The sequence below is a fragment of the Pseudoduganella sp. R-31 genome, from assembly GCF_049913235.1.
Lineage (GTDB): Bacteria > Pseudomonadota > Gammaproteobacteria > Burkholderiales > Burkholderiaceae_D > Rugamonas.
Window position 1 is genome coordinate 3,477,887 of sequence record NZ_CP183986.1, and the last position, 24,381, is coordinate 3,502,267.

Sequence of the window (24,381 nt, forward strand, 5' to 3'; positions counted from 1 at the left end):
AGTGGAAACTCTTTATATGGCAAACTGCGGGCTTTACTGTGTCAATTTATTAAAAATGCCGTTTGAATGGCTGGTTGGCTTGCGCTACACACGCGCTGGCAGGCGCAATGGGCGCAATAGCTTTATCTCTTTTATCTCCGCGATTTCGATGGCAGGCATCGCTCTTGGCGTCACGGCCTTGATTGTCGTGCTATCGGTCTATAACGGCTTCCAGACGGTGGTGACCGAGCGCATGGTTTCCGTGCTTGGGCATGTGGAAGTCTATGAAGTGAGTGGGGCTGGCCTGGGCGACTGGCGTGCCACCGCGGCTTTGGCGGCCCGCAACCCGCAGGTGAAGGGGGCAGCGCCGTTCATCGAATTGCAAGGGATGCTCGTGCATGGCGGCGACTTGATGCGTCCTTCCATCGTGCGCGGCATCCTGCCGGGCGAAGAACCCAGGGTTTCCGATATCGGCAAGCAGATGAAAGAAGGCGCGCTGGAGCTCTTGCAGCCCGGCTCTTCCCACATCATCCTCGGTGCGGAACTGGCCAATGAACTGGAAGTGAAGCCGGGCGACAAGGTGGCGCTGGCGATGGCACAGGGGAATTCCACCTCCAACATGGCGCCCACTCTGCACTCCTTCACCGTGGCGGGCACTTTCGAATCCGGCCACAACGAGTTCGACTCCGCGCTGGCGCTGATCCACCTGGCGGACGCCCAGGAACTGATCAACGTTGCCGGCCCGTTCGGCATGCGCCTGCGTTTGCAGGATATGCAGAAGGCTCCAGCCGTGGCGAATGAACTGCGCACCGTTTTGCCGGGCCAGTTGGTGATTCGTGACTGGACCAAGCTCAATGCCGGCTGGTTCGCAGCTGTGAAGTCGCAAAAGAACATGATGTTCATAATCCTGACCTTGATCATCGCGGTAGCAGCCTTCAACCTGGTCGCCACGCTGGTGATGACGGTGACCGACAAGCAGGCCGATATCGCCATCCTGCGCACGCTTGGGGCATCGCCGTTTTCCATCATGAAGATCTTCGTGGTCCAGGGAGCCCTGGTGGGAGTGGCCGGCACGGCCATCGGCGTTGTCTGCGGCGTTCTGCTGGCACTGAACGTAGGGACTATCGTGGGCGGGCTGGAAAGCCTGTTCGGCGTGCACTTCCTGTCCAAGGAAATCTATTTCATCAGTGCCGTGCCTTCGGACCTGCGCTGGGGCGATGTCGCCTCGATTGGCGTAACGTCCTTGCTGCTGGCACTTGTCTCGACCCTCTACCCAAGCTGGTGGGCCGCCCGCGTCAAACCTGCGGAGGCCCTGCGTTATGAGTAAAAACCTGCCTTTCGAATGGATCGTCGGCCTGCGCTATACCCGTGCGGGCAAGCGCAATAGCCGCAACAGCTTCATTTCCTTCATTTCGCTGATTTCAGTCGGCGGCATCGCGCTTGGCGTCGGCGCCATGATCATCATCCTGTCGGTGATGAACGGCTTCCGCAAGGACGTCACGGGCCGCATGTTGTCGGTACTGGCCCACGTGGAGGTCTTCGAACGGGGCACGAGCTTGCCGGACTGGCAAGACCTGGCCAAAAAGCTGCGAGCCAATCCTGAAGTGAAGGGCGCCGCGCCGTTCGTGCAGGCCGAGGCCATGCTGTCGCACGGCGGCGAGGCGCTGCGGCCCGCGGTCGTGCGCGGCGTGCTGCCCGAGGTGGAGCCGAACGTGTCCGACCTGGCAAAGACTACCCGTTACGGCAGTTTCAACGACCTGAAGGCGGGTGAGTTCCGCATCGTCCTGGGCATCGACATGGCCCGCGCCTTGCAAGTCAATCTCGGCGACAAGGTCACCATGGTGCTGCCGCAGGGGACCGTGACCCCGGCCGGCATCGTGCCGCGCATGCGCACCTTCACCGTGGCCGGCGTTTTCGTGGCGGGGCACCAGAAGTTCGACGAAAGCATGGCCTTCATCCATCTCGAGGATGCCCGGAAGCTACTGAGACTTGAAGGCCCGGCGGGCCTGCGCCTGCGCCTGGCGGACATGCATCGCGCGCCTGAAGTGGCTGGCGAGCTGCAAAAGCTGGTGCCAAAGGAAATGACTGTACGGGATTGGTCAAAACTCAATGCGACCTGGTTCGCAGCGGTGCAAACTGAAAAGCGCATGATGTTCGTGGTGCTGGCGCTGATCGTGGCGGTAGCGGCTTTCAACCTCGTCTCGACCTTGGTCATGACCGTGACCGACAAGCAGGCCGATATCGCCATCCTGCGCACGATCGGCGCTTCGCCGCGCTCGATCCAGAAGATCTTCGTGATCCAGGGCGCGTTGGTCGGCTTGCTCGGCGCCGTGCTTGGCGTGGCCGGCGGCGTCTTGGTGTCGCTGAATATCGACGTCATCGTTCCATTTATTGAAAACCTCCTGGGAGTGCAGTTCTTGCCTAAAGATATATACACAATCAGCTCCGTGCCATCGGACATGCATTGGTCCGATGTTGGCGTGATCGGCGTGGTTGCCGTGTTGCTGGCGTTCGTGGCGACCTTGTACCCGAGCCGCTGGGCGGCCAACGTCAAACCTGCGGAGGCGCTGCGCTATGAGTAATGTGTTGACCTGCCGCGACCTCGGCAAGACCTTCACCCAGGGCAGTTACAGGGTCAAGGTGCTGGAAAAGATCAACCTGTCGGTCGCGCGCGGCGAACGCGTGGCGATTGTCGGGGCTTCGGGCTCAGGCAAGTCGACGCTGCTGCACCTGCTGGGCGGCCTGGATACGCCAACCAGCGGCAACGTGGTACTGAAAGGGAGCGACTTCGCTTCGATGAACGAGGCGGCGCGCGGCGACCTGCGCAACCGCGAGTTGGGCTTCGTCTACCAGTTCCATCACCTGCTGCCGGAATTCTCGGCACTGGACAACGTGGCAATGCCTTTGCTGATCCGTCGCGTCAAGCGCGCAGAGGCGGAGCAGGCGGCGCGTGAAATGCTGGCGCGCGTGGGCCTGGAAAAGCGCGTAACGCACGTGCCGGGCGAGCTCTCCGGCGGCGAACGCCAGCGCGTGGCCCTGGCGCGCGCGCTGGTAACGCAACCCGCTTGCGTGCTGGCCGATGAGCCGACCGGCAACCTGGATCATTCGACCGCGGAGAAGGTGTTCGACCTGATGCTCGAGCTGTCGCGCACGCTGGGCACGGCCTTCATCATTGTCACCCACGACGCAAGCCTGGCGGAGCGCTGCGACCGCATGCTGCGCCTGACCGACGAAGGCTTGAATCCTGCCTGAGGACCGCGCCATGTGGATCGATACCCATTGCCACCTTGACGCGCACGAATTCGGCGGCCAATCGCTGGCGCTGGCTGCGCGGGCGCAGGAACGCGGCGTGGGGATGGTGGTGATACCTGCGGTCGACAGCGCCAATTTTCCGGTGGTGCGCGAGCTGGCGCACCAGGCGCCGAATGCCAGTTACGCGCTGGGCATCCATCCCATCTACGTGCCGCATGCCGTGGAGGACGACCTGGCGTACATGCGCGAGGCCGTAGCGCAGGCGATGGACGATCCGCGCTTCGTGGCGGTCGGCGAGATTGGCCTGGATTTCTTTATTCCCATGCTGTGCGAGCCGGATATGCGCGAGAAGCAGGTGTTCTTCCTGCGCGAACAGCTCAAGATCGCACGGGATTTCGAATTGCCGGTGCTGTGCCATGTGCGCAAGTCGCAGGACCAGGTGCTGAAGCATGTGCGGCAGGTGGGGCCAGCGGGCGGCATCGCACACGCGTTCAACGGCAGTTTCCAGCAGGCGCAGGCCTATATCGATGCGGGCTTCAAGCTGGGGTTTGGCGGCAACCTGACTTTTACCCGCGCGCTGCAGATCCGCCGCCTGGCGGCTGAATTGCCGCTGTCCTCCATCGTCGTTGAGACGGATGCGCCGGACATTGCGCCTTCCTGGGTGCACCCGGGCGTGAACACGCCGGCCGAGGTCGCAGGGATCGGCGAAGCGCTGGCGGCCTTGCGTGGCGAGGAGCCAGCCGGGGTCGCTACGGCGACAACGCAAAATGCGTTGGATGTGATGCCGCGCTTGCGGGCCTTGATGGCCGCCTGACCGGCCAGCCAGCCGGGGAGGGGGAGATGCGCTGCGCAATCCTCGGCCTGATCGGCGGCGTGGCGTGGCTGCAGGGGCAGGCAGCCTTGCCGGGAGCGGGCGTCCAGCTGGCCTGCGTGCTCGGCGCGGTGCTCGCTGCCCTGGCCGTCCTGGTGCCTGCGTGGCGCGCCCGCCTGGCCTTTTCCTTCCTGCGCGCAGGACTTGCCGCTACGGCCGGTGCACTGGCCGGTTTCGCCTGGGCCGCCCTGGTCGCACAAGGCGCCCTGTCCGATGAACTTGCAAAGGCGGACGAGGGCCGCGACTTCGAGATCGTCGGCACGATCGACAGCCTGCCAAGCCGGCAGGACGGCAGCATTCGCTTCAATTTTGCCGTTGAATCGCCATCGGCCGTTCCGCCCCGTATCGTCCTGTCCTGGTATGCCGGGCCGCGCGCTGGCGGCGGCGCGCCGCCGCCCGAACTGCTGCCGGGCGAGCGCTGGCGCCTCAAAGTTCGCCTGCAGCGGCCGCATGGCAATGCCAACCCCTTTGGATTCGACTATGAATTGTGGCTGCTGGAGCAGGGTATCCGCGCCACAGGGTATGTGCGGGCCGAGGGCAGCAACGAACGGCTGGCCGGTTTCATGCCGACCGCGCACAACGCCGTCGAGCGCGCCCGTTACGCAATCCGCGAGCATATCAACGCTGCGTTGCCGGATGCGCGCTATGCGGGCGAGATAGTCGCGCTGGCAATGGGCGACCAGCGCGCGATCTCGCCGCAGGACTGGCAAGTGTTCAGCCGCACGGGGATTTCGCATCTCGTTTCCATATCAGGTTTGCACATCACCATGATCGCCGGCCTGGTGGCATGGCTGGCCGGCTGGCTTTGGCGAAAATCGTTCTTCATGCCGGAATGGCAGTTGCCGTTGCTGCTGCCTGCGGCGCGGCTGGCAGTGATTGCCGGCTTTTTTGCAGCGTGGGGCTACGTGGCGCTGGCGGGTTTCGGGGTGCCGGCGCAGCGCACTTTGTACATGCTGGCCGTGGTGGCGCTCGCGGTATGGCTGGACCGGCTGTCAGCCATTTCGCATGTGCTGGCCCTGGCCGCAGCCGTGGTGGTAATTCTCGACCCTTGGGCGGTGATGTGGCCGGGATTCTGGCTGTCGTTTGGGGCAGTCGCTGCGATCCTGTACGCGACGGTGGGCCGGTTGTCGCTTGCAGGCTCCGGGCCGGCCGCCGAAGTCGCAACGGGTGCAGCGTCGGCGATGCCCATTGATGGCGATTCGAAGCCCGGTGGCAGGTGGAAAGCGGCATGGTTCATCCGCCTGCGCGAGAACCTGCGCCTGGCTGCCGTAACGCAGGTCGCAGTGACTGTCGGCCTTGTTCCGCTGACGATGCTGCTGTTTTCTCAAGTCTCCTTGATCAGCCCACTGGCGAACGCCATCGCCATCCCCGCCATCAGCCTGCTGGTCACGCCGCTGGCGCTTGCGGGCAGCGTCTTGCCGGCCCCTTTGGCCGCGCCGGTGCTGCAATGCGCGCACTGGCTGCTGGAGTCGCTGCTCGACGTGTTGCAATGGCTCTCGGCCCAGCCACTGGCCGTGTGGTCCGCCCCCACGCCGGCCTGGCCCATTTTTGTCTTCGCCCTTGCCGGAACGGCCTGGATGCTGGCGCCTCGCGGCTGGCCCCTGCGCTGGCTCGGCCTGGCCTGCTGGCTGCCCCTGCTGTCCGCACAGCCGGAAAGCCCGCCGGCCGGCGAGTTGCGCGTCATCGCCTTCGATGTAGGGCAGGGCATGGCCATGCTGGTTGAAACGAGCGGTCATCGCCTGTTGTATGACACCGGCCCGGCCTACACCCCCGAAACCAACGGCGGCAACCGGGTAATTCTCCCTTACTTGCGGGCGCGCGGCATCAACGCCCTGGACGGAATGATCGTCACCCACAGCGACACTGACCATTCCGGCGGCGCCCTGGCGATATTGCGCGACATCCGTACCGGCTGGGTGCTGTCATCGCTGCCGGCCGGTCACCCGATCGCGGAAGCGTCGCCGCGGCACGCGCACTGCCTGGCGGGGCAACAATGGGAGTGGGACGGCATCCGCTTCGAAATGCTGCACCCGTCGGCCGCCAGCTATGAAGACCCGGGCCTGAAGCCCAATGCCCGCGGCTGTACGCTGCGCATCGCGGCGAGGAGCGGCAGCTTGCTGCTGCCGGCCGATATTGAAGCCAAGCAGGAAGCAGCGCTGGTAGCGGCTGTGCCGGACAAGCTGCGTGCCGATGTGCTCCTTGTGCCCCATCATGGCAGCGGCACCTCGTCGACCCCGGCCTTCCTGGCTGCGGTACGGCCGCAGCATGGAATTTTCCAGCTCGGTTACCGCAACCGCTACCACCATCCGCGTGCCGACGTGCTGCAACGATACGTGGACCTGGGCGCCGGCATCTGGCGCACCGACGAGGCGGGCGCAGTGTCGCTGGCGTTCGGCGATCGAACGGACGTCAGCGCATGGCGCGCGCAACATCCGCGTTACTGGCATGGGCGCTGACCGATGCTGGGATGTGCTTGATGACAACGTTATTATGGTATTTGCCACAAATCAATGTTATCATCTTGACTATTTGACTATCGTTCGAGCGGAAGGTGCAGCATCGTGGCAACTGATTATTGCGGGTATCACGCGGACAGGGCAGCAAACTGGAATTGCGTCGCTTGCGGCACGCTCCTGTGCCAGGAGTGCTTCCCGGCCTCGCCCCAGGCGACCCATTCGCTGTATTGCACACTGTGCACCGGCAAGATGCGCTACCTCGGCGTCGGCAATGCGCAGCCCTCGTTCTGGTCGCAGATGCCCCGCTTCTTCGCCTATCCGTTTGCGCTGAACGGATTGATTTTCCTCGCCTTGCTCGCCGGCCTGGCCAGCGCATCGGCGAAACTGTTCGACCCGCACAGCATCCTGATCTTCCTGCCGATTTTCATCGTGGTTGCGCTGGGCATCCGGCAAAGCCTGCGCGTGATCGAGTTTTGCAGCCAGGGCAGGACGCGGCCGCCCAGCATTGCCGACCTGTTCGACGGCAATCCCACGACGCTCAAGATGCTTGGATTGATGCTGGCCTATGGCATCCTCGTGGTCTGCCTGGGGCGCTTCGGCTTGCCCGGCGCCGCCATGATTATCTGCCTCTCGGGCTTGCTGCCGGCCAGCATCATGCTGCTGGCGATCCACGGTACCTTGCGGGACGCCCTCGATCCCATCCAGGTAGTGCAACTGGCATGGCGCATCGGCTGGTCCTATCTCGGCCTGCTTCTGGTCTTGCTCATCACCGCGCAAGGCCCGGAACGGGCGATTGGACTCATGCCTGCTGCGACACTGACTCACCTGGCGGAGCACTATCCCTACGTGCTCATCGCAATCCTCGTCGCAAGCACTGCCTATTTCAACATGGTCATGGGCGCGATGATGGGATACCTGCTGTTCCAGCACCACGAAGACCTGGGCATCGAGCCGGACGACGAGCATGCGGCCGGTCCTGCGGACGATCGCGCCCTGGAGCTGGCCCGTGCGGTGATACTGGTGCGGGAATCGCGTTACCCGGACGCGCTGCGGCACATGGCCGGCATGGTCGCCGACTACCCGAATGACCTGCATGTCCTCGATTATCATCACAAGCTGCTCTGCCAGTCGCGCGGCGACCCGGACCGCGTGCAGCTGCATACCGAGCGCTATCTCCAGGCCTTGCTCGACATGCAGCGCAAGAGCCGCATGATCGCCGTCCTGGAAGCGGCATGCCAGGTGGTGCCGCAGTACAAGCCGAAAAGCATCGCCGTGCGGCGGGCCTTGGCGGAGGAGTACTTTATCCAGAAGCGGTTCAAGCCGGCGATTGCGCTGATTGGCATGCTGCACAAGGAGGCGCCGACCAGCGACGAGCTGCCGGCGGCCTATTACCTGCTGGCGCGCATCTACTCGGAAGGCTTGCGCGACGATGGCAAGGCCGTCATGATCCTCGATTTCCTGCTGAAGCATCATGCCGGCCATGCCATCGCCGGCGAGGTCGAGAAATACCGCAAGGTGGTCCTGTCGCTCGGGCAGATGAGTCAGGCGACCGTGTGAGTGGCCAATTGGCGCGCTTCTTCCGAATCGGGGAAGCGCTCCCGTAACTGGTCGCGGTAGCGCTGCGCCTGCGCCGTCAGCCGTGCCTTGGCGGACAGGTTGGCCACCGACTGCAAGATTCTTGGCATCATCTCGTGCCGGCATTGCCGTTCCAGCAGGCGTTCGGCCAGGACGGCGAGCGGCTTGATATGCTCGACGCGTCCGAGGCGCGGCGCCAGCAGGAGCGACACCGAGTCCGTCAGCGCGGGTGTCGCGCCACCGTTCCCGGTGTATGCATGCGCCACCTCTTCGATCAGTTCTTGCAGCGCCGGATCGCGGGCGGCATTGCCGGCCTGCTTGAACAAGGCGTGCACGGTCTCATGATATTGCCGGCTCTCGGGCGAGATTTTCACGACGCCATACAAGGCGCGCCACGCACGCGCATCATGCGGGTGCGCCTTGACCAACTGCGCAGCCGCCTGTCGCGCTTCATCCAGCTTCATCTTGACGACCAGCTCCTGAATCCGCGACAGCGCGGACTTGAATGGCGCGTCGTGATCAATCTTCTCGACAAAATCGCGGTTGTACTTGAGGCCCAGGCGCATCCAGAGGGCCAGCAGCACGTAGCCGAACAACAGTCCGCCCGTATGGGCCCAGTGCGCTATCCCGTCATTGCCGTTGCTCGCCCCGAACAACTCATAGCCGACCCAGATGGGAAAGACGATGAGGGCCGGTGCCCGCAGCTGTCCGGTGAAGAAAATCACGTTGTAGAAGAAGTTGATTTTTCTCAGGCCGTACACGGCGATATACATGCCCATCAAGCCCGATATCGCACCCGACGCACCCACGACGCCGTGATCGGTACCAAGGTTCGACATCCAGAACAACAAAGTGCCGCCCAGTCCGCTGCACAGGTAGAGCAAGAGGAATACACCGCGCCCGATCGCGATCTCCAAGGCAAAGCCGAACAGGAACAGGAATACCATATTCCCCAGCAGGTGGCCAAAGTCGCCGTGCAGGAACATACTGGTGATCCAGGTATCCCAGCGCGCTTCCCTGGCATTGAACGCATACGCCTTGCCGCTGACAGAATTGACCAATTGTTCGAAGCGGCTGCGATCCTCCCGCCATTCAGGGTCGCCGTCCAGCTCCTGGTGCAAAGCCTGGGAAAATTGCGAATCGTAGGCCGCATACTGGAACTGCGCGTCGCGCAGCTGCGGCGTGGCCTGGTCGCCAGCCGCATCGAGATCCTCCCGCAACTCGGGTTTTGTACGGCTCAGGTAGTGGCGAAATGGCTCTTTCTCGCGCTCATAGAGGCCTGATTCGACATACCACCGATAGGACTGCTCCACCCGTTGCGGGTCTTTGCCCTGATAGAAAAAGAAGATCAGGACGTTGACGAGGATGAGCAGCAGAGTCGCAACGGGCGGATTTTTCCAATCGGGCCGGTTTTCTACGGGGACAATAATCATGAAAGGGGCGCTATGCTGTACAAGAGGCACATTTTATTGCTATTTGGATATTTCTCAAAGGTGTGTGTCCTTGTCCGCTACTGGCATGGGAGGTGATCCTGAGCGATAATTACATGCTTTGCACGAAACACTTGTTGCCATTGCTTTTAGTGTAAGTAAATGACGAAACCGAAAGTCCATTTCGCCCACGCGAACAGTTACCCGGCAGGGACCTACCGCCAATTCTTCGAGTACCTCGGACAGGATTTCGATGTGCAGGCGCTCGACATGCACGGCCATAACCCTCGTTATCCGGTGGAAGATGGCTGGGCCAAGCTGGTCGAGGAACTGATCGCAGAGCTCGAAACACGCTACCAGAAGGAACCGGTGATCCTGGTCGGCCACTCGCTTGGGGGGCTGCTTAGCCTGATGGCTGCGGCTCAGCGCCCTGAGCTGGTGCGCTGCGTGGTGATGCTCGATTCCCCCGTGGTTGCCGGCTGGCGCGCCCAATTCTGGCGCCTGTTCAAAGGCACCCGCTTCTCCGACCGTTATTCCCCGGCGCGCTTCTCGGCCAAGCGCCGCAACGTCTGGGCGAGCCACAAGGAAGCATTGCGTCACTTCGCCAGCAAGGAAATCTTCGGCGCCTGGGCGCCCGGCGTCCTGCTCGATTACCTGGAACACGGCCTGGTCGAACATCCGGAAGGCGTTCAACTGCGCTTCAGCCGCGAAACCGAAACCGCAATCTACCGCAGCCTGCCGCACCATATCGGCACGCTGGTGAAAGGCCAGTTCCCAGTGCCGGTGGGCTATGTGGCGGGCGACAACTCCATGGAGAACCGGCAGGCCGGCCTGGAACACACGCGCAAGCTGGTGGGGCGCAATTTCCGCATGATGCGCGGTTCCCACCTGTTCCCGATGGAGATGCCGCGCCTCGCGGCCGAAATGACACGCGATCTGATCCGCCAGATGCTGGGCAGCGAGCTGCAGGCCGGGGAAGCGCCCCAGCGCATGCGCGCCTGATGTAAAATCCGCACCATTATTTAAACCAGAAAGCACCTGCGATGACGATTAAAAGCGACAAATGGATACGCCGCATGGCGGAACAACACGGCATGATCGAGCCGTATGAGCCCGGCCAGGTACGTGCCGTGGACGGCCGCAAGGTGATTTCCTACGGCACTTCCTCCTACGGCTACGACATTCGTTGTGCCGATGAATTCAAGGTGTTCACCAACATTAACAGCACCATCGTCGATCCGAAAAACTTCGATTCGAACTCCTTCGTCGACGTGAAGAGCGATGTCTGCATCATTCCGCCGAATTCCTTCGCGCTGGCCCGTACCATCGAGTATTTCCGCATTCCGCGCAATGTACTGACCGTTTGCTTGGGCAAGTCGACCTATGCGCGTTGCGGCATCATCGTCAACGTGACCCCGTTCGAGCCCGAGTGGGAAGGCTATGTAACGCTGGAATTCTCGAACACCACCCCGTTGCCAGCCAAGATCTACGCAGGCGAAGGCTGCGCCCAAGTGCTGTTCTTCGAGAGCGACGAAATCTGCGAAACCTCGTACAAGGACCGCAACGGCAAGTACCAGGGCCAGCATGGCGTGACCCTGCCGAAGGCTTGAGCGTCAGGCACTGAGCAAAGGGAGCGAGAGCTCCACACAAAGCCCGCCGCCGGTTCGATTGGCGGCGGCGATGCGGCCGCCGTGCTGCTGTACCACCTGCTGGGCGATTGCAAGGCCCAGTCCATGTCCATCCACGTCCTTTTCCGTGTTGCTGCTGCGGTAGAAGGGCTGGAAAATCTTCCCCAGGTCTTCCTGTGCCACCCCCGGCCCGTTGTCCATGACGCGGATGCGGATGAAGCGCGCATCGAGCGCGGTTTCCACTTCGACCTTGCCGCCGGCGGGGCTGTGCTTGATCGCGTTGCGGACCACGTTTTCGATGGCGCGCGCCAGCAATTCGGGCTGGCCGGTCAGCTGTGCGTCGGCGGTGCCGCTGAAATGCACTTCGCGGCCGTTGGTGGCGGCTTCGAATTTTGCATCCTGCACGATGTCGTCGAGCAGTTCGCCGATGCTGAATTCCTGCTTTGGCGCGTCGAAGGCGCCGGCTTCCAGGCGCGACAGGGTCAGCAGTTCGCCGACCAGCTTGTCCATTCGTACGCTTTCGCGCTCGATGCGCTCCATCGAGGCGGCCGTCTTTTCCGGCTGCTGGTGGGCCAGGCCGATAGCCGCCTGCAGGCGGGCCAGCGGTGAGCGCAGTTCGTGCGAGACGTCGTGCAGGAGATTCTTCTGGCCGTCAAGCAGGGCGCGCAGGCGGCCGGTCATGCGGTCGAAATCGCGGCCCAGGGTGGTGAGTTCGTCGCCGCCGGCGCGTGGCTTGGCGGTGAAGCGCGGCGCGAGGTCGCCGCTGGCTGCAGCGTCGAAGGCCTGGCGTAATGCGCGGATGGGGCGCGCAAAGTACCAGGCGAGCAAGGCGGCGAACAGCAGGCTTGCCAGCACGGCGGCGCCAATGGGGATAAAGGGCGTCAGTGGCCGGAAGCGGGGTGGGGGAGCGCCTGCACCGGCGCCGGGTGGCGGCTCGGGCGGCTGCTGGCCCGCGGCGTGTGGAATCGCCGGCCCGTCCGGTGGAGGCGCTGAAGGGCGGCGGCTGTCCGGGCGGCGGAAGGCGCGCGGGTCCAGGCCGGGGATGCCCGATCCTGCAAGCAGGGTACGGGAGTCGGGCGCGTCCAGCGTGCCCTGGTGGCGCCGCGAAGGCAGGAACAGCAGGTAACGCTGGCCGTCTGGCGCAGTCACCTGGCGCACGCCGCGCGGGTCCGGGCTAACGAGCATTTTCTGCGCTTCGGACAGCATGCTTGGCGTCGTGATGCGCCCCAGCAACTCCTTGCCATCGTCGCCAACGGCATACACGCGATGCCGCGGCATATTCTCCAGCAACTGGCGCAAGCCGTCGGTGCCGCCAAAGGCCAGGGTCGCGGCGGCGGATTCGATCGACATCTCCGCCGGCGGACCGGTCTCGATATCGGAAGGCCGCGCTTCAGCGGCAGCGCGCGCCTTGAGCCACACGGCGCCGCCGATTGCGGCGGTGGCTGCGACCTGGGCGAGCAGGATCGAAAAGAAGAACTTCCAGAAAAGACGGCCCACGGCTTACTCCCGGATCAGCTGATAGCCGAGGCGGTACACGGTTTGCAGGCAGGAGCGCCCGTCCGAAATGGAACCGAGCTTGTGGCGCAAGCTGCTCATATGGACGTCGATATTGCGGTCGAAGCGCGCCATCGGCCGCCCCAGCCCCTGCTCGGACAGCACGTTCTTGCTCACCGGCTTGCCGGCATTGCGCGCCAATACTTCGAGCAGGTTGAATTCGGTGCTGGTCAGCTCCAGCGGCACGCCGCCCCAGGCAGCGCGGCGCTGCTCGGGCCACATGGTGAGCTGGCCGACAACCAGCGGCCCGGAGCCCGTATCCGGCACGGCCTGCGTGCGGCGCAGGATGGCCCGGATGCGCGCCGTCAGTTCGCGCGGCGTGCATGGCTTGGTCACGTAATCGTCCGCGCCCAGTTCGAGGCCGACAATGCGGTCGGTATCGTCGCCGCGCGCGGTCAGCATCAGGATCGGCATCTGGCTCACGGCCCGGATCCGGCGCAGCGTTTCGAGGCCGTTCATGCGCGGCATCATCACATCGAGAACGGCAATGGCGAACGCCCCGGTCAGCGCACGGGTGGTGCCGGTTTCGCCATCGTGGGCGGTACTGACCTCGAAGCCTTCCTGCTCCAGGTATTCCTGGAACATGCCGACCAGTTCGACGTCATCGTCAATCAACAGGACCTTGTTCATGGCGCCCATGATAACAAAACGCTCCTGCCGGGTTGCTCCATCTTTACACGTTTTTACCTGCCACTTACGGCGCTTTACAGGCTGTAGCCAGAGAATGGAATCTCACCATCACCACTGGAGATTCACAATGAAGAAGAGCAAATTGACCCAGCTGCTGCTGGCCGCCGCAATGACCCTGCCGCTGCTGGCCGGGGCGGAAGAAAACCTGCCAGCTGAGGGCGAACACCCGCAGCTTGCAGGCCCGCAGCCGGAAGGCCCTCGCGGAGAATTTCCTGGCCGCCATCGCGGCGGGCACTTCGGCGCCCCCGGTTTGCCATTCCTGCATGGACTCGAACTGTCCGAGAGCCAGGAAGACAAGCTTTTCCAGCTGATGCACAACCAGGCGCCTTACCTGCGCGAGCAGCAGCGCGCCCACGAGAAGGCAATGCGCGCCCTGCATGACATGCGCAATGCCGAGAAATTCGATGACGCGGCCGCGGCCAAGCTGGCCCAAGCCGCGGCACAGGCGGAGGCCAACCTGACCCTGGCCCATATCCGTACCCACCAGAAGGTGCTGGCCCTGCTGACCCCTGAGCAGCGCAAGCAGCTGGACGAACGCAAGGCGCGTCGCCAGCAAGGAGGCTTCAATGAACGTTAATTCGATCAGCTCCAGCAGCTTTGCCGGCCAACTGGCCGCCAGCGGCAGCGGGCAGGCGCGCCAGGCGCCACCGCCTCCGCCGCCCGGACCGCCGCCGGGAGAGGGCGGTTTCGTCAACGCGATCGGCTCGGCGCTGGAATCGCTCGGCGTAACCGATGTCGCCGCCACCGACAAGGAAAGCGCCGCTTCGGCCCTGGGCAGCTTCCTCCAGGAGCTGATGTCGTCCCTGCACGAACAGGGCGAGGCAAATGGCGGACAAGGAGAGGAGCACGGTGGCCCGGGAGGCCCCGGCCGCCTGGCCGAAGACCTGCAAAGCCTGATCTCGTCGCTGCAAAGCGACGATACCGAAAGCGGCGAGGCTTCGCCGCTGGAGACTTCGTTCTCGTCCCTGCTGTCCGCGCTTGGCGGCGACAGCAGCGATTCGCAGTCCAGGCTGACGACGTTCCTGCAAGCGCTGGCCGACAAGCTGCCGCAAGCAGGCAGCAGCGGCAACCTGATCAACACCACGGCATAAAAAGGAGAATCTTATGGACGCGCATGACCACGGCCTGGCCGCAGACCTGGAAGCAATGATGAACATGGGCAGCACCCGGCGCCGCTCGCTGCGTTGGCTGCTGGCCGGCGCGGCCACGCTGCCGCTGATCGCCTGTGGCGGCGGCTCGGACAGCACGAGCACTGGCAGCAGCGCCAGCAGCGGCAGCAGCACGGGCGCCGGCAGCACCGGCACCACGACCGGAAGCTGTACCGTCATTCCTGAAGAAACCGGCGGGCCTTATCCTGGCGACGGCACCAACAGCAATGCGAGCGGCATCGTCAACGTATTGACGCAGACCGGCGTGGTGCGCAGCGACATCCGAAGCAGTTTCAACGGCGCCAGCGGCACAGCCGGCGGCATCCCATTGACGATCAAGCTGAAGATCGTCAATGCGAACAATAGCTGCGGTGCTGCCGGCGAGTTCGCGGTCTACCTGTGGCACTGCGACCGCGAAGGGCGCTATTCGCTGTATTCGAGCGGGGTAGCGGACCAGAACTACCTGCGCGGCGTGCAGGGAGCGGACGCCAATGGCGAGCTGTCCTTCACCACCATCTTCCCGGGATGTTACGACGGCCGCATGCCGCACGTGCACTTCGAGGTATATCGCAGCCTGGCGCAAAGCAGCAGCGCCGCCAATCGCATCAAGACTTCGCAATTCACCTTCCCGATGGCGACGTTGAACGAAGTGTATGCCACGTCGGGTTACAGCAGTTCCGCAAGCAACCTGTCGCGCATCAGCTATGCCACCGACAATATCTTCAGCGATGGCCATTCCCTGCAACTTGTCACGATCAGCGGCAACGTCACCGACGGCTACGTCGCCACGTTGACGGCGGCTGTCGCCGCCTGATCTTCCCTCGGGGCGAAGCCGGCTTCGCTCCGCATCCCCGTTTTTCGCCATTCCCCGAAACCGCTTTCGCCGCGGCCAGCGCTTCCCCGAGGGGGAGGCGCTGGCACACGCCTTGCAATACTCCCAGCATGGTTTAGGCAATGGAGAAAGCATGGACCGTCTGCTCAGCTATCGGCCGGAACTCGAACTGTCCCCGGCGGCGCCACAGGCAGCATGGCGCGATGAAAGCCTGCCGCAAGCAGCAGAACTGCTGGCGGCGCGGCGCGAGGGGCGCCTGCCGGCCTGGTTTCGCCATGTGGCGCCCGGCCTGGACGGCGTGCTGCCCAAGCTTGCCGACCAGGTGCTGTCGGCGGGTCCCAGGGCCGGCCGCATGCTCGGCATGGAGCTTGAGGGCCTGAGCGCCGAGGACCGCGAGTTCGAAACGGCACGCCAGTTCATGCGTTTTGCCGGGCTGGCAGCGCGCCGTGCCAGGCAGGCTGCCCGCGGCGATCCCCGCCAGGTGCGGCGCGCCGCGCTGAACATCGCGGCCAAGCAGTACGCACCAGGGCTGCTGCCCACCATCGTATCCATCATGGAACGGCATCCCGTTCCACCATCCGCAGCATCACATCAAAGGGGGCTAATCATGCATGACATCGACCGTACCACCCTGGAATTCGGCAACGAAACTTCCTATGAAGGCGAGTATGAGTTTGGCGAATCGGAATGGGGCGGCGAAATGGGCCAGCAAGGGATGCTGACCGAAGCCGAGGAAATGGAACTGGCCAGCGAACTGCTGTCGGTGACCAATGAAGCGGAACTGGAACAGTTCCTGGGCAGCTTCCTGAAGAAGGCGGCATCGTTCGCCGGCAACGTGATCCGCTCGCCGGTCGGCAAGGCCATCGGCGGCGCACTGAAAGGCGTGGCCAAGAAAGCGCTGCCTCTGGCCGGCGGCGCGATTGGCGGCTACTTCGGCGGCCCGCTGGGCGCCAAGATCGGCAGCGGCCTGGCGTCGGCTGCCGGTAGCGCCCTCGGGCTGGAGGCCGAAGGAGAGGTGTCCGGCGAGGACCGCGAGTTCGACGGCGCACGCACCTTCGTCAAGGTGGCTGCCGACACCGTCAACCGCGCAGCCCAGGCGCGCGGCGGCGATCCGCGCCAGATTGCCATGCAGGCGGCGACGGCGGCCGTCCGCCAGCACGCACCGGGCCTGCTGGCGCGTGCCGGGCAGCAGGGCGCCCAGCAGGGGGCAGCCGGGCGCGGCATGGGAGGCATGGCCGGCGCGATGCACGGCAATTCCGGACGCTGGGTGCGCCAGGGCCGCAAAATCGTCCTGTACGGAGCTTGAGCCAAATGAGCCCGTACGCCGCCTGGATGCTGGCACAGGAGGCGCGGTCCTTGCTGACGCGCCTGGCCCGGGTGCTGCCATTCGCCCTGATCGAGCCGATGGTGCCGGCTGCCGCCTTGCTGCCGCGGGCGCAGCTTGGCATCGATCGCCAGCTGGTGGCGGGGCGGCGCGAGCTGCGGGCGATGGTGCGCGGCTTCCTGCACTGGTTGCGCAGCCCCGCCGGGCGGCGCGCCAGCCCGGCGCATGCCCAGCGCCGCTTCACGTTCCTGCGCATGAAGTTCAATGCGGCGCTGATCCAGTTCGACATGTTCAACGACGTGGTGACGCAGCGTAGCGAACATCGCTACGGCGTATGGCTGGCAGGACTGGACGTCGCGTCGGCCGACGCCCTGGCCCTGCGCGGCGGCTACTACACGCCGCCGCCGGTGGTGTGCTACCTCGATCGCGGACCGGGGGCTGCTATCCGCCGCGCCCGCACGCGCCTGCCGGGCGGCGGCGACAATCCCGTCGCCATCATTCGGGTACCGCGCGAACGCATGGTTGGCGCCAGCATTGCGTCTTCCTTGTTCCATGAGGTGGGGCACCAGGGCGCGGCGCTGCTGGACCTTGTGAACTCGCTGCGCCCGGTCCTGCAATCGCTGCAGTCCGGCGCCACCGGGCCGGCGCAGGTGTGGAAGTTGTGGGAGCGCTGGATTTCCGAAATCGTCGCCGACTTCTGGTCGCTGGGCAGGGTCGGCGTGGCTGCCACCCACGGCCTGATCGGCGTGGTCAGCCTGCCGCGCATTTTCGTCTTCCGCATCAATATCGACGACCCGCATCCGGTGCCCTGGATCCGGGTGCTCCTGAGCTGCGCAATGGGCGAGCAGCTCTACCCGCATCCGCAGTGGCAGCGCATGGCGCGCTTGTGGGAATCCTACTATCCCCTCGATGGCGTGCCGGAGGCCGACCGGCAACTGCTGATGGCCTTGCGCGATTCGATGCCGGCGCTGGCCGGCCTGCTGGCCAATCACCGTCCGGCCTTGCTGCGCGGTGCTTCGCTGCCGCAGGCGCTGCAGGTGGATCTGCGGCAGCCGGCCTACCTGGCGTTGCTGTTCCGGCTGTGGCAGCGCAAGCCCGAGCGCATGTACCAAGCTTCGCCGGTGCTGGTGTTCGCCGTGATCGGCCAGGCGCGTGCGGACGGCATCCTGAGCCCGGAACACGAAAGCATCCTGCTGGGGCGCCTGCTGACGCACTGGGCCCTTCGCAATACCTTGACTGATATTTGAGGAGAGTTCCATCATGACCAAAACGAGTGCGGCGGCCGCAGGAAAAAGCGGCAAAATCGATGTCAACGTGCGGGCCCGGATCTCGGACAATCGCTGGGTCCCGGTGGTGCATGCGCACCTGCTGCTGATGCAGCCTTCCGATGCGCAGGTGAAGCAGCTGCAATTGCTCAATGAGGACAAGGGCACGCCGGAAGAGGCGCGCAAGATGATGGCTGCCTGGCCCGTGCTGCGGCCGACCCATACCGGTCCGAATGGCCATGCGCGCTTCGACGGGCTGGAGATCGGCACCTACTACGTGGTCTTCAACAACGCCACCCCCTTCGACAAGGACTTCATGCGGTTCAACCGGGTCGACATCCTGGCCACCGACACGCGCGGCGAAACCGAATTCCTGCTGGACCCGCCATTCCGGCTCGAACCGGTCTTCTTTGCCAACGGCGACAACCAGGACCGGCCGCACGGATTGGTGGGCGATACTGTCTGGGTCTCGGTGGCGCACAGCGTGGCAGGACTGGGCAACCCGATGGAAGGCATGTATTACGTGCCGGAGCCGCCACTGCAAAGCCAGGCGCTGAAAGGCGTCAAGTCGAGCATGCGCCTGAACGCCACCGGCTCCACCGAGGTGGCGGTCAATGTCTACATGGCTGCGCTGGAGCCGGACGGCGTCACGCCGGACCCGAATGATGCCGCCCACTACCGCGCCTCGGAACCGATCATCGTCGACGAAGGCAGCGCGACCCAGGTGAGCGGCACGATCACCACCCAGGCGTCGCGTACGGAAGCGGAGTTCCGTCCCGTGCTTGCGCACTGGACCCTGATCCGCAACAGCGCCGATGCACTGTCATTCAATACGTACAAGCTGTTCATCGACCACCTGTTCTGCAACGATGCCGGCGGCGACGTGCCCGAGTTCGAGCGCAGCCGCTTCGACGAAAAGGAACGCGCATTCCGGCTGCTGGAGAAGCGGCGCACCCTGCCTTTCAGCGACTCGGATTCCTACCGTGTGCTGAAGGCCGCCACCGAAGCCTTCGTGATGGTGAACTGCGGCGTGCTGCGCACACCGTATGCGTTCCGGCCGCAGGAAGACGCCGATTACCTGGACCGGCGCGACCTGCCGGGGGACCGCAAGCTGGAGGATGAACTGGTCAAGCGCTACCTGACGTCGCTGGATCCGAAAACCCGCATCCTGCCTTACCTGGCGCTGATCCGCAGCAAGCTGCCGGACGTGCGCATCCACATGGACCACAAGGACCACCACGATGCCGAATTGTGCGCGGGCTTCATCCGTGACCGGCTGGTCAACCCCTGCATGATGGAGCTGATCTGGTCCTATTGGCAGGAAGAGGGCATGCTGGTGCAGACCATGAACGCGATCACGCGCCGCTTCCAGAACGTGCGCTCGCCGGCGCACGGCAACGGCCTCGACCCGCTGGCCAATATGGAAGTGGACATGCTGCGGCCCTTGAACAACCTGCTGTGGGGTTATGTACAGGATGAACAGCACCGCCTGAGCGTGGTGCGCCGCAATTACGAGTACGACCATCACTACGGCATCCACCTGGATGGAAGGGCGGTACGCGATTTCCGTCCGGCCGACAGCCGCTCCAAGTTCGTCGAGGCCTTCCACAACCTGCTGCGCCAGCTGATGCCGTTCTACCGCCAGGACGACGACACCACCGTCAAGGCCGACGCCTTCCCGATCCTGAATGCGCTGAAGGAAGTGCACCTGATCCTGTCGCAGGGCGCGCACAACCAGTTCGGCGACCTGCCGTCCACCGCGCGCATCGAAATGCTGATGCAGCAATGGATGCTGGCGCGTCCGGAATTCCGCGAATTCCTGCCGACGCGGCTGATGGTGGCGCATCCCGAACCGTGGATGGACCGCGTCGATGCAATGAAGAAGGTGCAGGGCTGGAGCGACACCAGCATCGCCCATTTCCGCGACCTGGCCATGTTCGGCGAACAGTTGCTGCTGTCGATCCGCTATACCCACTGGAGCGACGTGTACGACCCCACCGAGGCGTTTGCGTGGGCCCGCTTCTGGCGTCCGCAGGCGCAGGGCTATATGCACGCCTACCGTGCGGTGACAGGTGTCGACCTGACCTCGGAAGTCGCCAACCCCAAACTGGAAGCAACCATGCCGTCGGTGCTGCTGCGGCAGCGGCTGGAGGCCATGCCGCGCTCGGCGTGAGGCGGCGGTGCGCACCGACTTCACCAGTGCGCTGTACCTGGGCATGCGGCATGCCGCGCAGACGCTGCCTGCCTGGGACGAGCTGACTTTGGGAAAGCCGGCGGCGCTGGAGCCGGTGCCGGGCGAGACGGAACTGGGCGCCAGCCTGGCGCGCCTGATGGACTGCGAGGCCGCCTGCCTGCTGACTTCCAGCCTGCACCTGTTCTGGGACCTGTTCGGCTGGCTGGCGCCGGCACGGGTGGCGCTGCTGGTCGACAGCGCGGCATATCCGGTGGCACGCTGGGGCGCCGAGCGCGCGAGCGCACAGGGCGTGCCGCTGCAATGCTTCAGCCACTGCAATGCGGCCCAGGCCGCGGCGCTTGGGCGGCGCTGGCGCGAAGCAGGGCGCAGGCCGGTGATCCTGTCGGATGGCTATACGCCGGGCGATGCCGCCGCACCGCCGCTGGCGGCGTATGCCGACATCGCCGATGCATACGGCGGCTTGCTGCTGCTGGACGACACCCAGGCGCTTGGCGTCGCCGGCCTGGATGGGGGCGGATCGGTGGCCGAGCATGGCCTTGGCGGCGCACCGGTACTGGTGGGCGCCTCGATGGCCAAGGGCTTTGGCGCGCCGCTGGCGGTGCTGGCGGGGCCGCGCAAGCTGCTCGGCGGCTTCTTGTCAGCCAGCGAAACGCGGGTCCATTGCAGCCCGCCTTCGGTGGCGGCGATTGCAGCCGGCCGCTGTGCGCTGGACGCCAACCGCCGGTTGGGCCGGGCCTTGCGCGAGCGGCTGCGCGAGCGGATTGCGCAATTGCAGGCGAACCTGGCCGGTTTCGGGATCGCCTGCATGGGAGGCGATTTCCCGGTCCAGCGAATCGCGCTGCCGCCCTTGTGCGATGGCGAGGCGTTACGCAGCGAGCTTTCGCTGGCAGGTATTGAAGTGCTGTTGCAGGGGACACCGGCAAGGCAGGTCCTGACGTTGCTGCTGCGGGCTGACCACAGCGCACAGGAAGTCGCCTATGCCGCCCGCTCGATCGGACAACTGATGGAGGTGCTGCATGTTTGAGACAATGGAATTCGAATGGCGGCCCAAAGGCGGCCGCTCAATGGGTCGGGGCCGCACCCGTCCCGCCCGCAAAGTCCGCCCGGCGCCCGTGGTTGGCGGGGCCTGGCCTTACCGCGTGCCGGTATTCGAGCCGCTGCCGCTGCTCGAACCGCCAGCGGGCGACGAACCTGGTCCCGATGAAGGAGACGGCGACGGTGAAGTGCCGCCGACCATCGCTGCGGCTGTGGGGCGGATGCCGCCCGCCCTGCAGCCTGCCTATGCGCTCGTCGCTCCGCTCGATCGGGCGCCCAGCGACCCGCGCACGCACGGGCCGGGGCTGTACTACCTTGAATTCACGGTCAACGGCCAGCGCCGGGGCTATAGCGGACAGGCGCGCCACATGGGCCAGCGCCTGGCGCAACACCGGATCTGCGCGGGCATGATGGGCATCCGGCCATCCGAAGTCAGCGTGTATGTCGCGGCCAACCTGGCGGACGATGCGGACCGCCGCCGGCGCGAACGGACCCTGCACGACACGATGTTCAGGCACCACCAGGGCGTGCTGACCAACCAGCGCCGCGAACTGGAGTTCGAGGTGCTGGGCGAGGAGCACGAAGCGCCCTGCGGCTGCAAGCGCTGCCAGCATGGTCCGTTCAGCTCCGAGCAGGAAATGGAACTGGCGATGGAACTGCTCGGCGTGCAGAGCGAGGAGGAGATGGAGCAATTCCTGGGCAAGATGTTCAAGGGCGTCTGGAACGGCATCAAGAAAGTGGCGAAGCCCTTGGGCGGCATCCTGAAAGGGATCGCGAAAAAGGCCTTGCCCTTTGTCGGCGGTGCGCTCGGCTCCTTCATTCCGATTCCGGGCGTCGGCACGGCCCTGGGCCGCGCGCTGGGCGGGGCGCTGAGCAATGCCCTGGAAATGGAAATGCAGGAGATGCCGGAAGTGGACCGCGAGCTGGAAATGGCGCGCCGTTTCGTGCGCATTGCCGGCAGCGCCGCGCAGGCTGCCGGCGACAGCGATGGCAGCCCGCAAGCGGTCCGGCGCGCCGTGCTCGATGCCTTGCGGTCCCATGCCCCGCAGTTCGGCAAGTCATGATCATCGACTGCCATTGCCACGCAGGCCCCGGCGACGGCTTGACCGGCCCCTGGGACAGCGACGCCGCGCTGGGCCGCTACGCCCGGCGCGCGCGTGAAGCCGGCATCGATCGCACGGTGCTGCTGGCCGCCTTCCATTCCGATTACGGCGCCGCCAATGCCGGCGTGGCGCGCTTGGTGGCGGCGCACCCGGAACGCTACCTCGCCTTTGCCTTCGTGCACGCCCGTCGCGATGCCGGGCGGATTGCAGCGCTGGTACGCAAGGCGGTGGAGGAATACGGATTCGTCGGCATCAAGCTGCACCGGCATGACGCCCCGATCACGGGCGAGGTCTGCGAGGTGGCGCGGCACTTCGGGTTGCCGGTGCTGTACGACCCGGTCGGCGTGACTTCGGTGGCCGAACTGCTGGCAGGACAATATCCCGACGTGAACTTCATCTTGCCCCACCTTGGCAGCTTTGCCGACGACTGGGCGGCGCAACTGGCGCTGATCGACCACCTGGCGCGCCATCGCAACATCTACACCGACAGCGCCGGCGTGCGCCGCTTCGACCTGCTGGAGCAGGCGATCCGCCGCGCAGGTGCGCACAAGGTCCTGTTCGGGACCGACGGGCCGTGGCTGCACCCCGGCGTGGAACTGGAAAAGATCCGCTTGCTGCGGCTGGGGGCAGGGGACGAAGGCCTGGTCCTGGGCGGCAACCTGCTGCGCCTCATCGGCCGCGGCTAGGCCGGTGCACTGCGTGCCTTGCGGCGCAATTGCAGCGTGCGGTCGGTCACGCCCAGGCGCAGGGCGGCGCGCTGGTTGTTGTCGCCCTCCTGCTGCAGCACCAGCTGGATGGCCGTGTCGGTAGCCGCCTGGCCGATGCGCGAGAGGCTGACGCCAAGGTCGACGGCGCGTCCAATGGCGTTGATGAAAGCCGCGTCGGGCCAGCAGGCGCCGCCCCCGGCGGGGCGTTCCTCGGGCGGCACATCGCCGATGGTGATTGGCCCGGGTCCGATATGGCGATGCCAGAGCCGCGCCACCGTCTGGCGCAGGTCGCGCACATTGCCGGGATAGCTGCGCGTAAGCAGGTATTGGCGCACGGCCGGATCGAGTTCGACATCCTCCCCGCCAAGCTGGCGCAGGAAGTGCTGCACCAGCGGCAGGATATCGCCTTGCCGTTCGCGCAGCGCCGGCGTCCGGCAGCGCCATGCGGCGATGCGGTAATACAGGTCGGCGCGAAAGGCGCCGCGCTGGACCTCCGCCTCCAGGTCGCGATTGGTGGCGCACACCAGGCGAAAGCGAGTCGGATGCCAGTCATTGCTGCCGACACGCCGGTATTGCTGTTCCTGGATGACGCGCAGGAGCTGCGCCTGTAGCGCCAGCGGCAATTCGCCCACTTCATCAAGGAACAATACGCCGCCGTTGGCTGCGGCAAAGGCGCCGTCGCGCGCGCTGTAGGCGCCAGTGAATGCGCCGCGTTCATGCCCGAACAATTCGCTGCCGGCCAGCTCCGGCGACAGCGTGGTGCAATCGACGACAGTGAGCGGCCCGGGGCCGCCATGCAGGCGATGTATGGCCTGGGCCAGCAAATCCTTGCCGGTGCCGGTCTCGCCGGTGATGAGGACCGGGGAATCGGTGAAGGCCGCCACTTCCACCAGGTTTTGCAGCATGCGCCGCCAGGGCGCGCTTTGCCCGACCAGGCAGGCGCGTATGCGGTCGGAAGACATGAGCTGGGCCACTTCGTGCCAGCGCTGCAGGCGGGCCAGTACCTGCGGCAGGATTGCCTCGCCAGTGCGCCACAGGATCAGGTCGGAAGCCCCGGCCGCCAGCACTTCCCACATGGCGTCGGCCGCCAGTTCGGCAGGTTCGCAGCAGATGGCCAGCATTTGCGGCGCGCCCGCCGCTTGCAGGTTGGCGGCCAGTTCGCCGTCCCACTGCCTGAACAGGAAAATGGAAGCGTCGCTTTCCTGCGGTGCTTCGATGAGGGATACGCCAGCGTCGGACAAGTCTGTCCGCAGCCTGTTGCTGGCATTTGCCGGCGCCTTCGCGGTCGCCAGGATGCAAGCTGAAAGCGCCATTTAGTCGCCCCTCCTGAAAGGACAG

General features: G+C 65.0%; 21 protein-coding genes. 17 read left to right on the forward strand and 4 right to left on the reverse strand.

What is annotated here, in order from left to right:
- The first annotated feature begins 16 nt into the window (after positions 1–16).
- The 6 genes from ACN9MY_RS15980 to ACN9MY_RS16005 all read left to right on the forward strand — a co-directional run bounded on the left by ACN9MY_RS15980 (position 17) and on the right by ACN9MY_RS16005 (position 8,115).
- Positions 17–1,306, forward strand: coding sequence for a lipoprotein-releasing ABC transporter permease subunit (locus ACN9MY_RS15980; protein WP_426335723.1), 1,290 nt, complete (start codon positions 17–19; stop codon positions 1,304–1,306).
- Positions 1,299–2,561, forward strand: coding sequence for a lipoprotein-releasing ABC transporter permease subunit (locus tag ACN9MY_RS15985; protein WP_426317879.1), 1,263 nt, complete (start codon positions 1,299–1,301; stop codon positions 2,559–2,561). Before ACN9MY_RS15980 ends, ACN9MY_RS15985 begins: the two co-directional genes overlap by 8 nt.
- Positions 2,554–3,231, forward strand: a complete 678-nt coding sequence (gene lolD / locus ACN9MY_RS15990) for a lipoprotein-releasing ABC transporter ATP-binding protein LolD (protein WP_426317880.1) — start codon at positions 2,554–2,556, stop codon at positions 3,229–3,231. Before ACN9MY_RS15985 ends, lolD begins: the two co-directional genes overlap by 8 nt.
- Positions 3,232–3,241: 10 nt before the next feature.
- On the forward strand, positions 3,242–4,045 hold the full coding sequence (locus tag ACN9MY_RS15995; protein WP_426172074.1) for a TatD family hydrolase: 804 nt from the start codon (positions 3,242–3,244) through the stop codon (positions 4,043–4,045).
- A gap of 26 nt (positions 4,046–4,071) precedes the next feature.
- Entirely contained in the window at positions 4,072–6,558 is a 2,487-nt protein-coding gene (locus tag ACN9MY_RS16000; protein ID WP_426335724.1) for a DNA internalization-related competence protein ComEC/Rec2, read from the forward strand.
- Between the two features lie 105 nt (positions 6,559–6,663).
- The gene (locus tag ACN9MY_RS16005; RefSeq protein ID WP_426335725.1) at positions 6,664–8,115 is read left to right on the forward strand and encodes a hypothetical protein; all 1,452 of its coding nucleotides are present in this window, start codon (positions 6,664–6,666) and stop codon (positions 8,113–8,115) included.
- Here the strand turns inward: ACN9MY_RS16005 and ACN9MY_RS16010 are convergent.
- On the reverse strand, positions 8,100–9,566 hold the full coding sequence (locus tag ACN9MY_RS16010; protein ID WP_426335726.1) for a rhomboid family intramembrane serine protease: 1,467 nt from the start codon (positions 9,564–9,566) through the stop codon (positions 8,100–8,102). The two genes, ACN9MY_RS16005 and ACN9MY_RS16010, sit on opposite strands and share 16 nt — an antisense overlap.
- A 159-nt stretch (positions 9,567–9,725) precedes the next feature.
- On the opposite strand from ACN9MY_RS16010, the gene ACN9MY_RS16015 reads away from it, so the two are divergent.
- Both ACN9MY_RS16015 and dcd read left to right on the forward strand, forming a co-directional pair.
- Complete coding sequence (locus ACN9MY_RS16015) at positions 9,726–10,565, forward strand: alpha/beta fold hydrolase (protein WP_426172080.1); 840 nt, start codon at positions 9,726–9,728, stop codon at positions 10,563–10,565.
- A gap of 41 nt (positions 10,566–10,606) precedes the next feature.
- Complete coding sequence (gene dcd / locus ACN9MY_RS16020; RefSeq protein ID WP_090443665.1) at positions 10,607–11,173, forward strand: dCTP deaminase; 567 nt, start codon at positions 10,607–10,609, stop codon at positions 11,171–11,173.
- A gap of 3 nt (positions 11,174–11,176) precedes the next feature.
- Here dcd and ACN9MY_RS16025 read toward each other — a convergent pair whose 3' ends face one another.
- Together ACN9MY_RS16025 and ACN9MY_RS16030 are read right to left on the reverse strand one after the other, a co-directional pair.
- On the reverse strand, positions 11,177–12,688 hold the full coding sequence (locus ACN9MY_RS16025) for a HAMP domain-containing sensor histidine kinase (protein ID WP_426317884.1): 1,512 nt from the start codon (positions 12,686–12,688) through the stop codon (positions 11,177–11,179).
- Between the two features lie 3 nt (positions 12,689–12,691).
- Positions 12,692–13,375 (reverse strand): response regulator, encoded by a 684-nt coding sequence (locus ACN9MY_RS16030; RefSeq protein WP_426172213.1) that lies wholly within the window; start codon positions 13,373–13,375, stop codon positions 12,692–12,694.
- 127 nt (positions 13,376–13,502) lie between these two features.
- On the opposite strand from ACN9MY_RS16030, the gene ACN9MY_RS16035 reads away from it, so the two are divergent.
- The 9 genes from ACN9MY_RS16035 (at position 13,503) to ACN9MY_RS16075 (ending at position 23,022) form a co-directional block, all read left to right on the forward strand.
- Positions 13,503–14,012, forward strand: coding sequence for a Spy/CpxP family protein refolding chaperone (locus tag ACN9MY_RS16035; protein WP_426335727.1), 510 nt, complete (start codon positions 13,503–13,505; stop codon positions 14,010–14,012).
- Positions 14,002–14,526 carry a hypothetical protein gene (locus ACN9MY_RS16040; protein WP_426317886.1) on the forward strand — a complete coding sequence of 175 codons (525 nt, stop codon included), beginning with the start codon at positions 14,002–14,004 and terminating at the stop codon, positions 14,524–14,526. The genes ACN9MY_RS16035 and ACN9MY_RS16040 overlap by 11 nt, the downstream gene beginning before the upstream one ends.
- 13 nt (positions 14,527–14,539) lie before the next feature.
- Entirely contained in the window at positions 14,540–15,397 is an 858-nt protein-coding gene (locus ACN9MY_RS16045) for an intradiol ring-cleavage dioxygenase (protein ID WP_426317887.1), read from the forward strand.
- A gap of 151 nt (positions 15,398–15,548) precedes the next feature.
- Positions 15,549–16,721: a hypothetical protein gene (locus ACN9MY_RS16050; protein WP_426335728.1), complete on the forward strand. Its 1,173-nt coding sequence runs from the start codon at positions 15,549–15,551 to the stop codon at positions 16,719–16,721.
- A 5-nt stretch (positions 16,722–16,726) separates the two neighbouring features.
- A complete protein-coding gene (locus ACN9MY_RS16055; RefSeq protein ID WP_426172090.1) occupies positions 16,727–17,986 on the forward strand; it encodes a hypothetical protein in 1,260 nt (419 codons plus the stop codon).
- Positions 17,987–17,999: 13 nt separating this feature from the next.
- A complete protein-coding gene (locus tag ACN9MY_RS16060; protein ID WP_426161390.1) occupies positions 18,000–20,177 on the forward strand; it encodes an 8-amino-7-oxononanoate synthase in 2,178 nt (725 codons plus the stop codon).
- Between the two features lie 7 nt (positions 20,178–20,184).
- Positions 20,185–21,222 (forward strand): aminotransferase class I/II-fold pyridoxal phosphate-dependent enzyme, encoded by a 1,038-nt coding sequence (locus ACN9MY_RS16065; RefSeq protein WP_426317889.1) that lies wholly within the window; start codon positions 20,185–20,187, stop codon positions 21,220–21,222.
- A complete protein-coding gene (locus ACN9MY_RS16070) occupies positions 21,215–22,297 on the forward strand; it encodes a hypothetical protein (RefSeq protein WP_426161392.1) in 1,083 nt (360 codons plus the stop codon). The genes ACN9MY_RS16065 and ACN9MY_RS16070 overlap by 8 nt, the downstream gene beginning before the upstream one ends.
- Entirely contained in the window at positions 22,294–23,022 is a 729-nt protein-coding gene (locus ACN9MY_RS16075; protein WP_426161393.1) for an amidohydrolase family protein, read from the forward strand. The genes ACN9MY_RS16070 and ACN9MY_RS16075 overlap by 4 nt, the downstream gene beginning before the upstream one ends.
- Here ACN9MY_RS16075 and ACN9MY_RS16080 read toward each other — a convergent pair.
- On the reverse strand, positions 23,019–24,356 hold the full coding sequence (locus tag ACN9MY_RS16080; protein WP_426335729.1) for a sigma 54-interacting transcriptional regulator: 1,338 nt from the start codon (positions 24,354–24,356) through the stop codon (positions 23,019–23,021). The genes ACN9MY_RS16075 and ACN9MY_RS16080 overlap by 4 nt on opposite strands.
- Positions 24,357–24,381 lie beyond the last annotated feature (25 nt).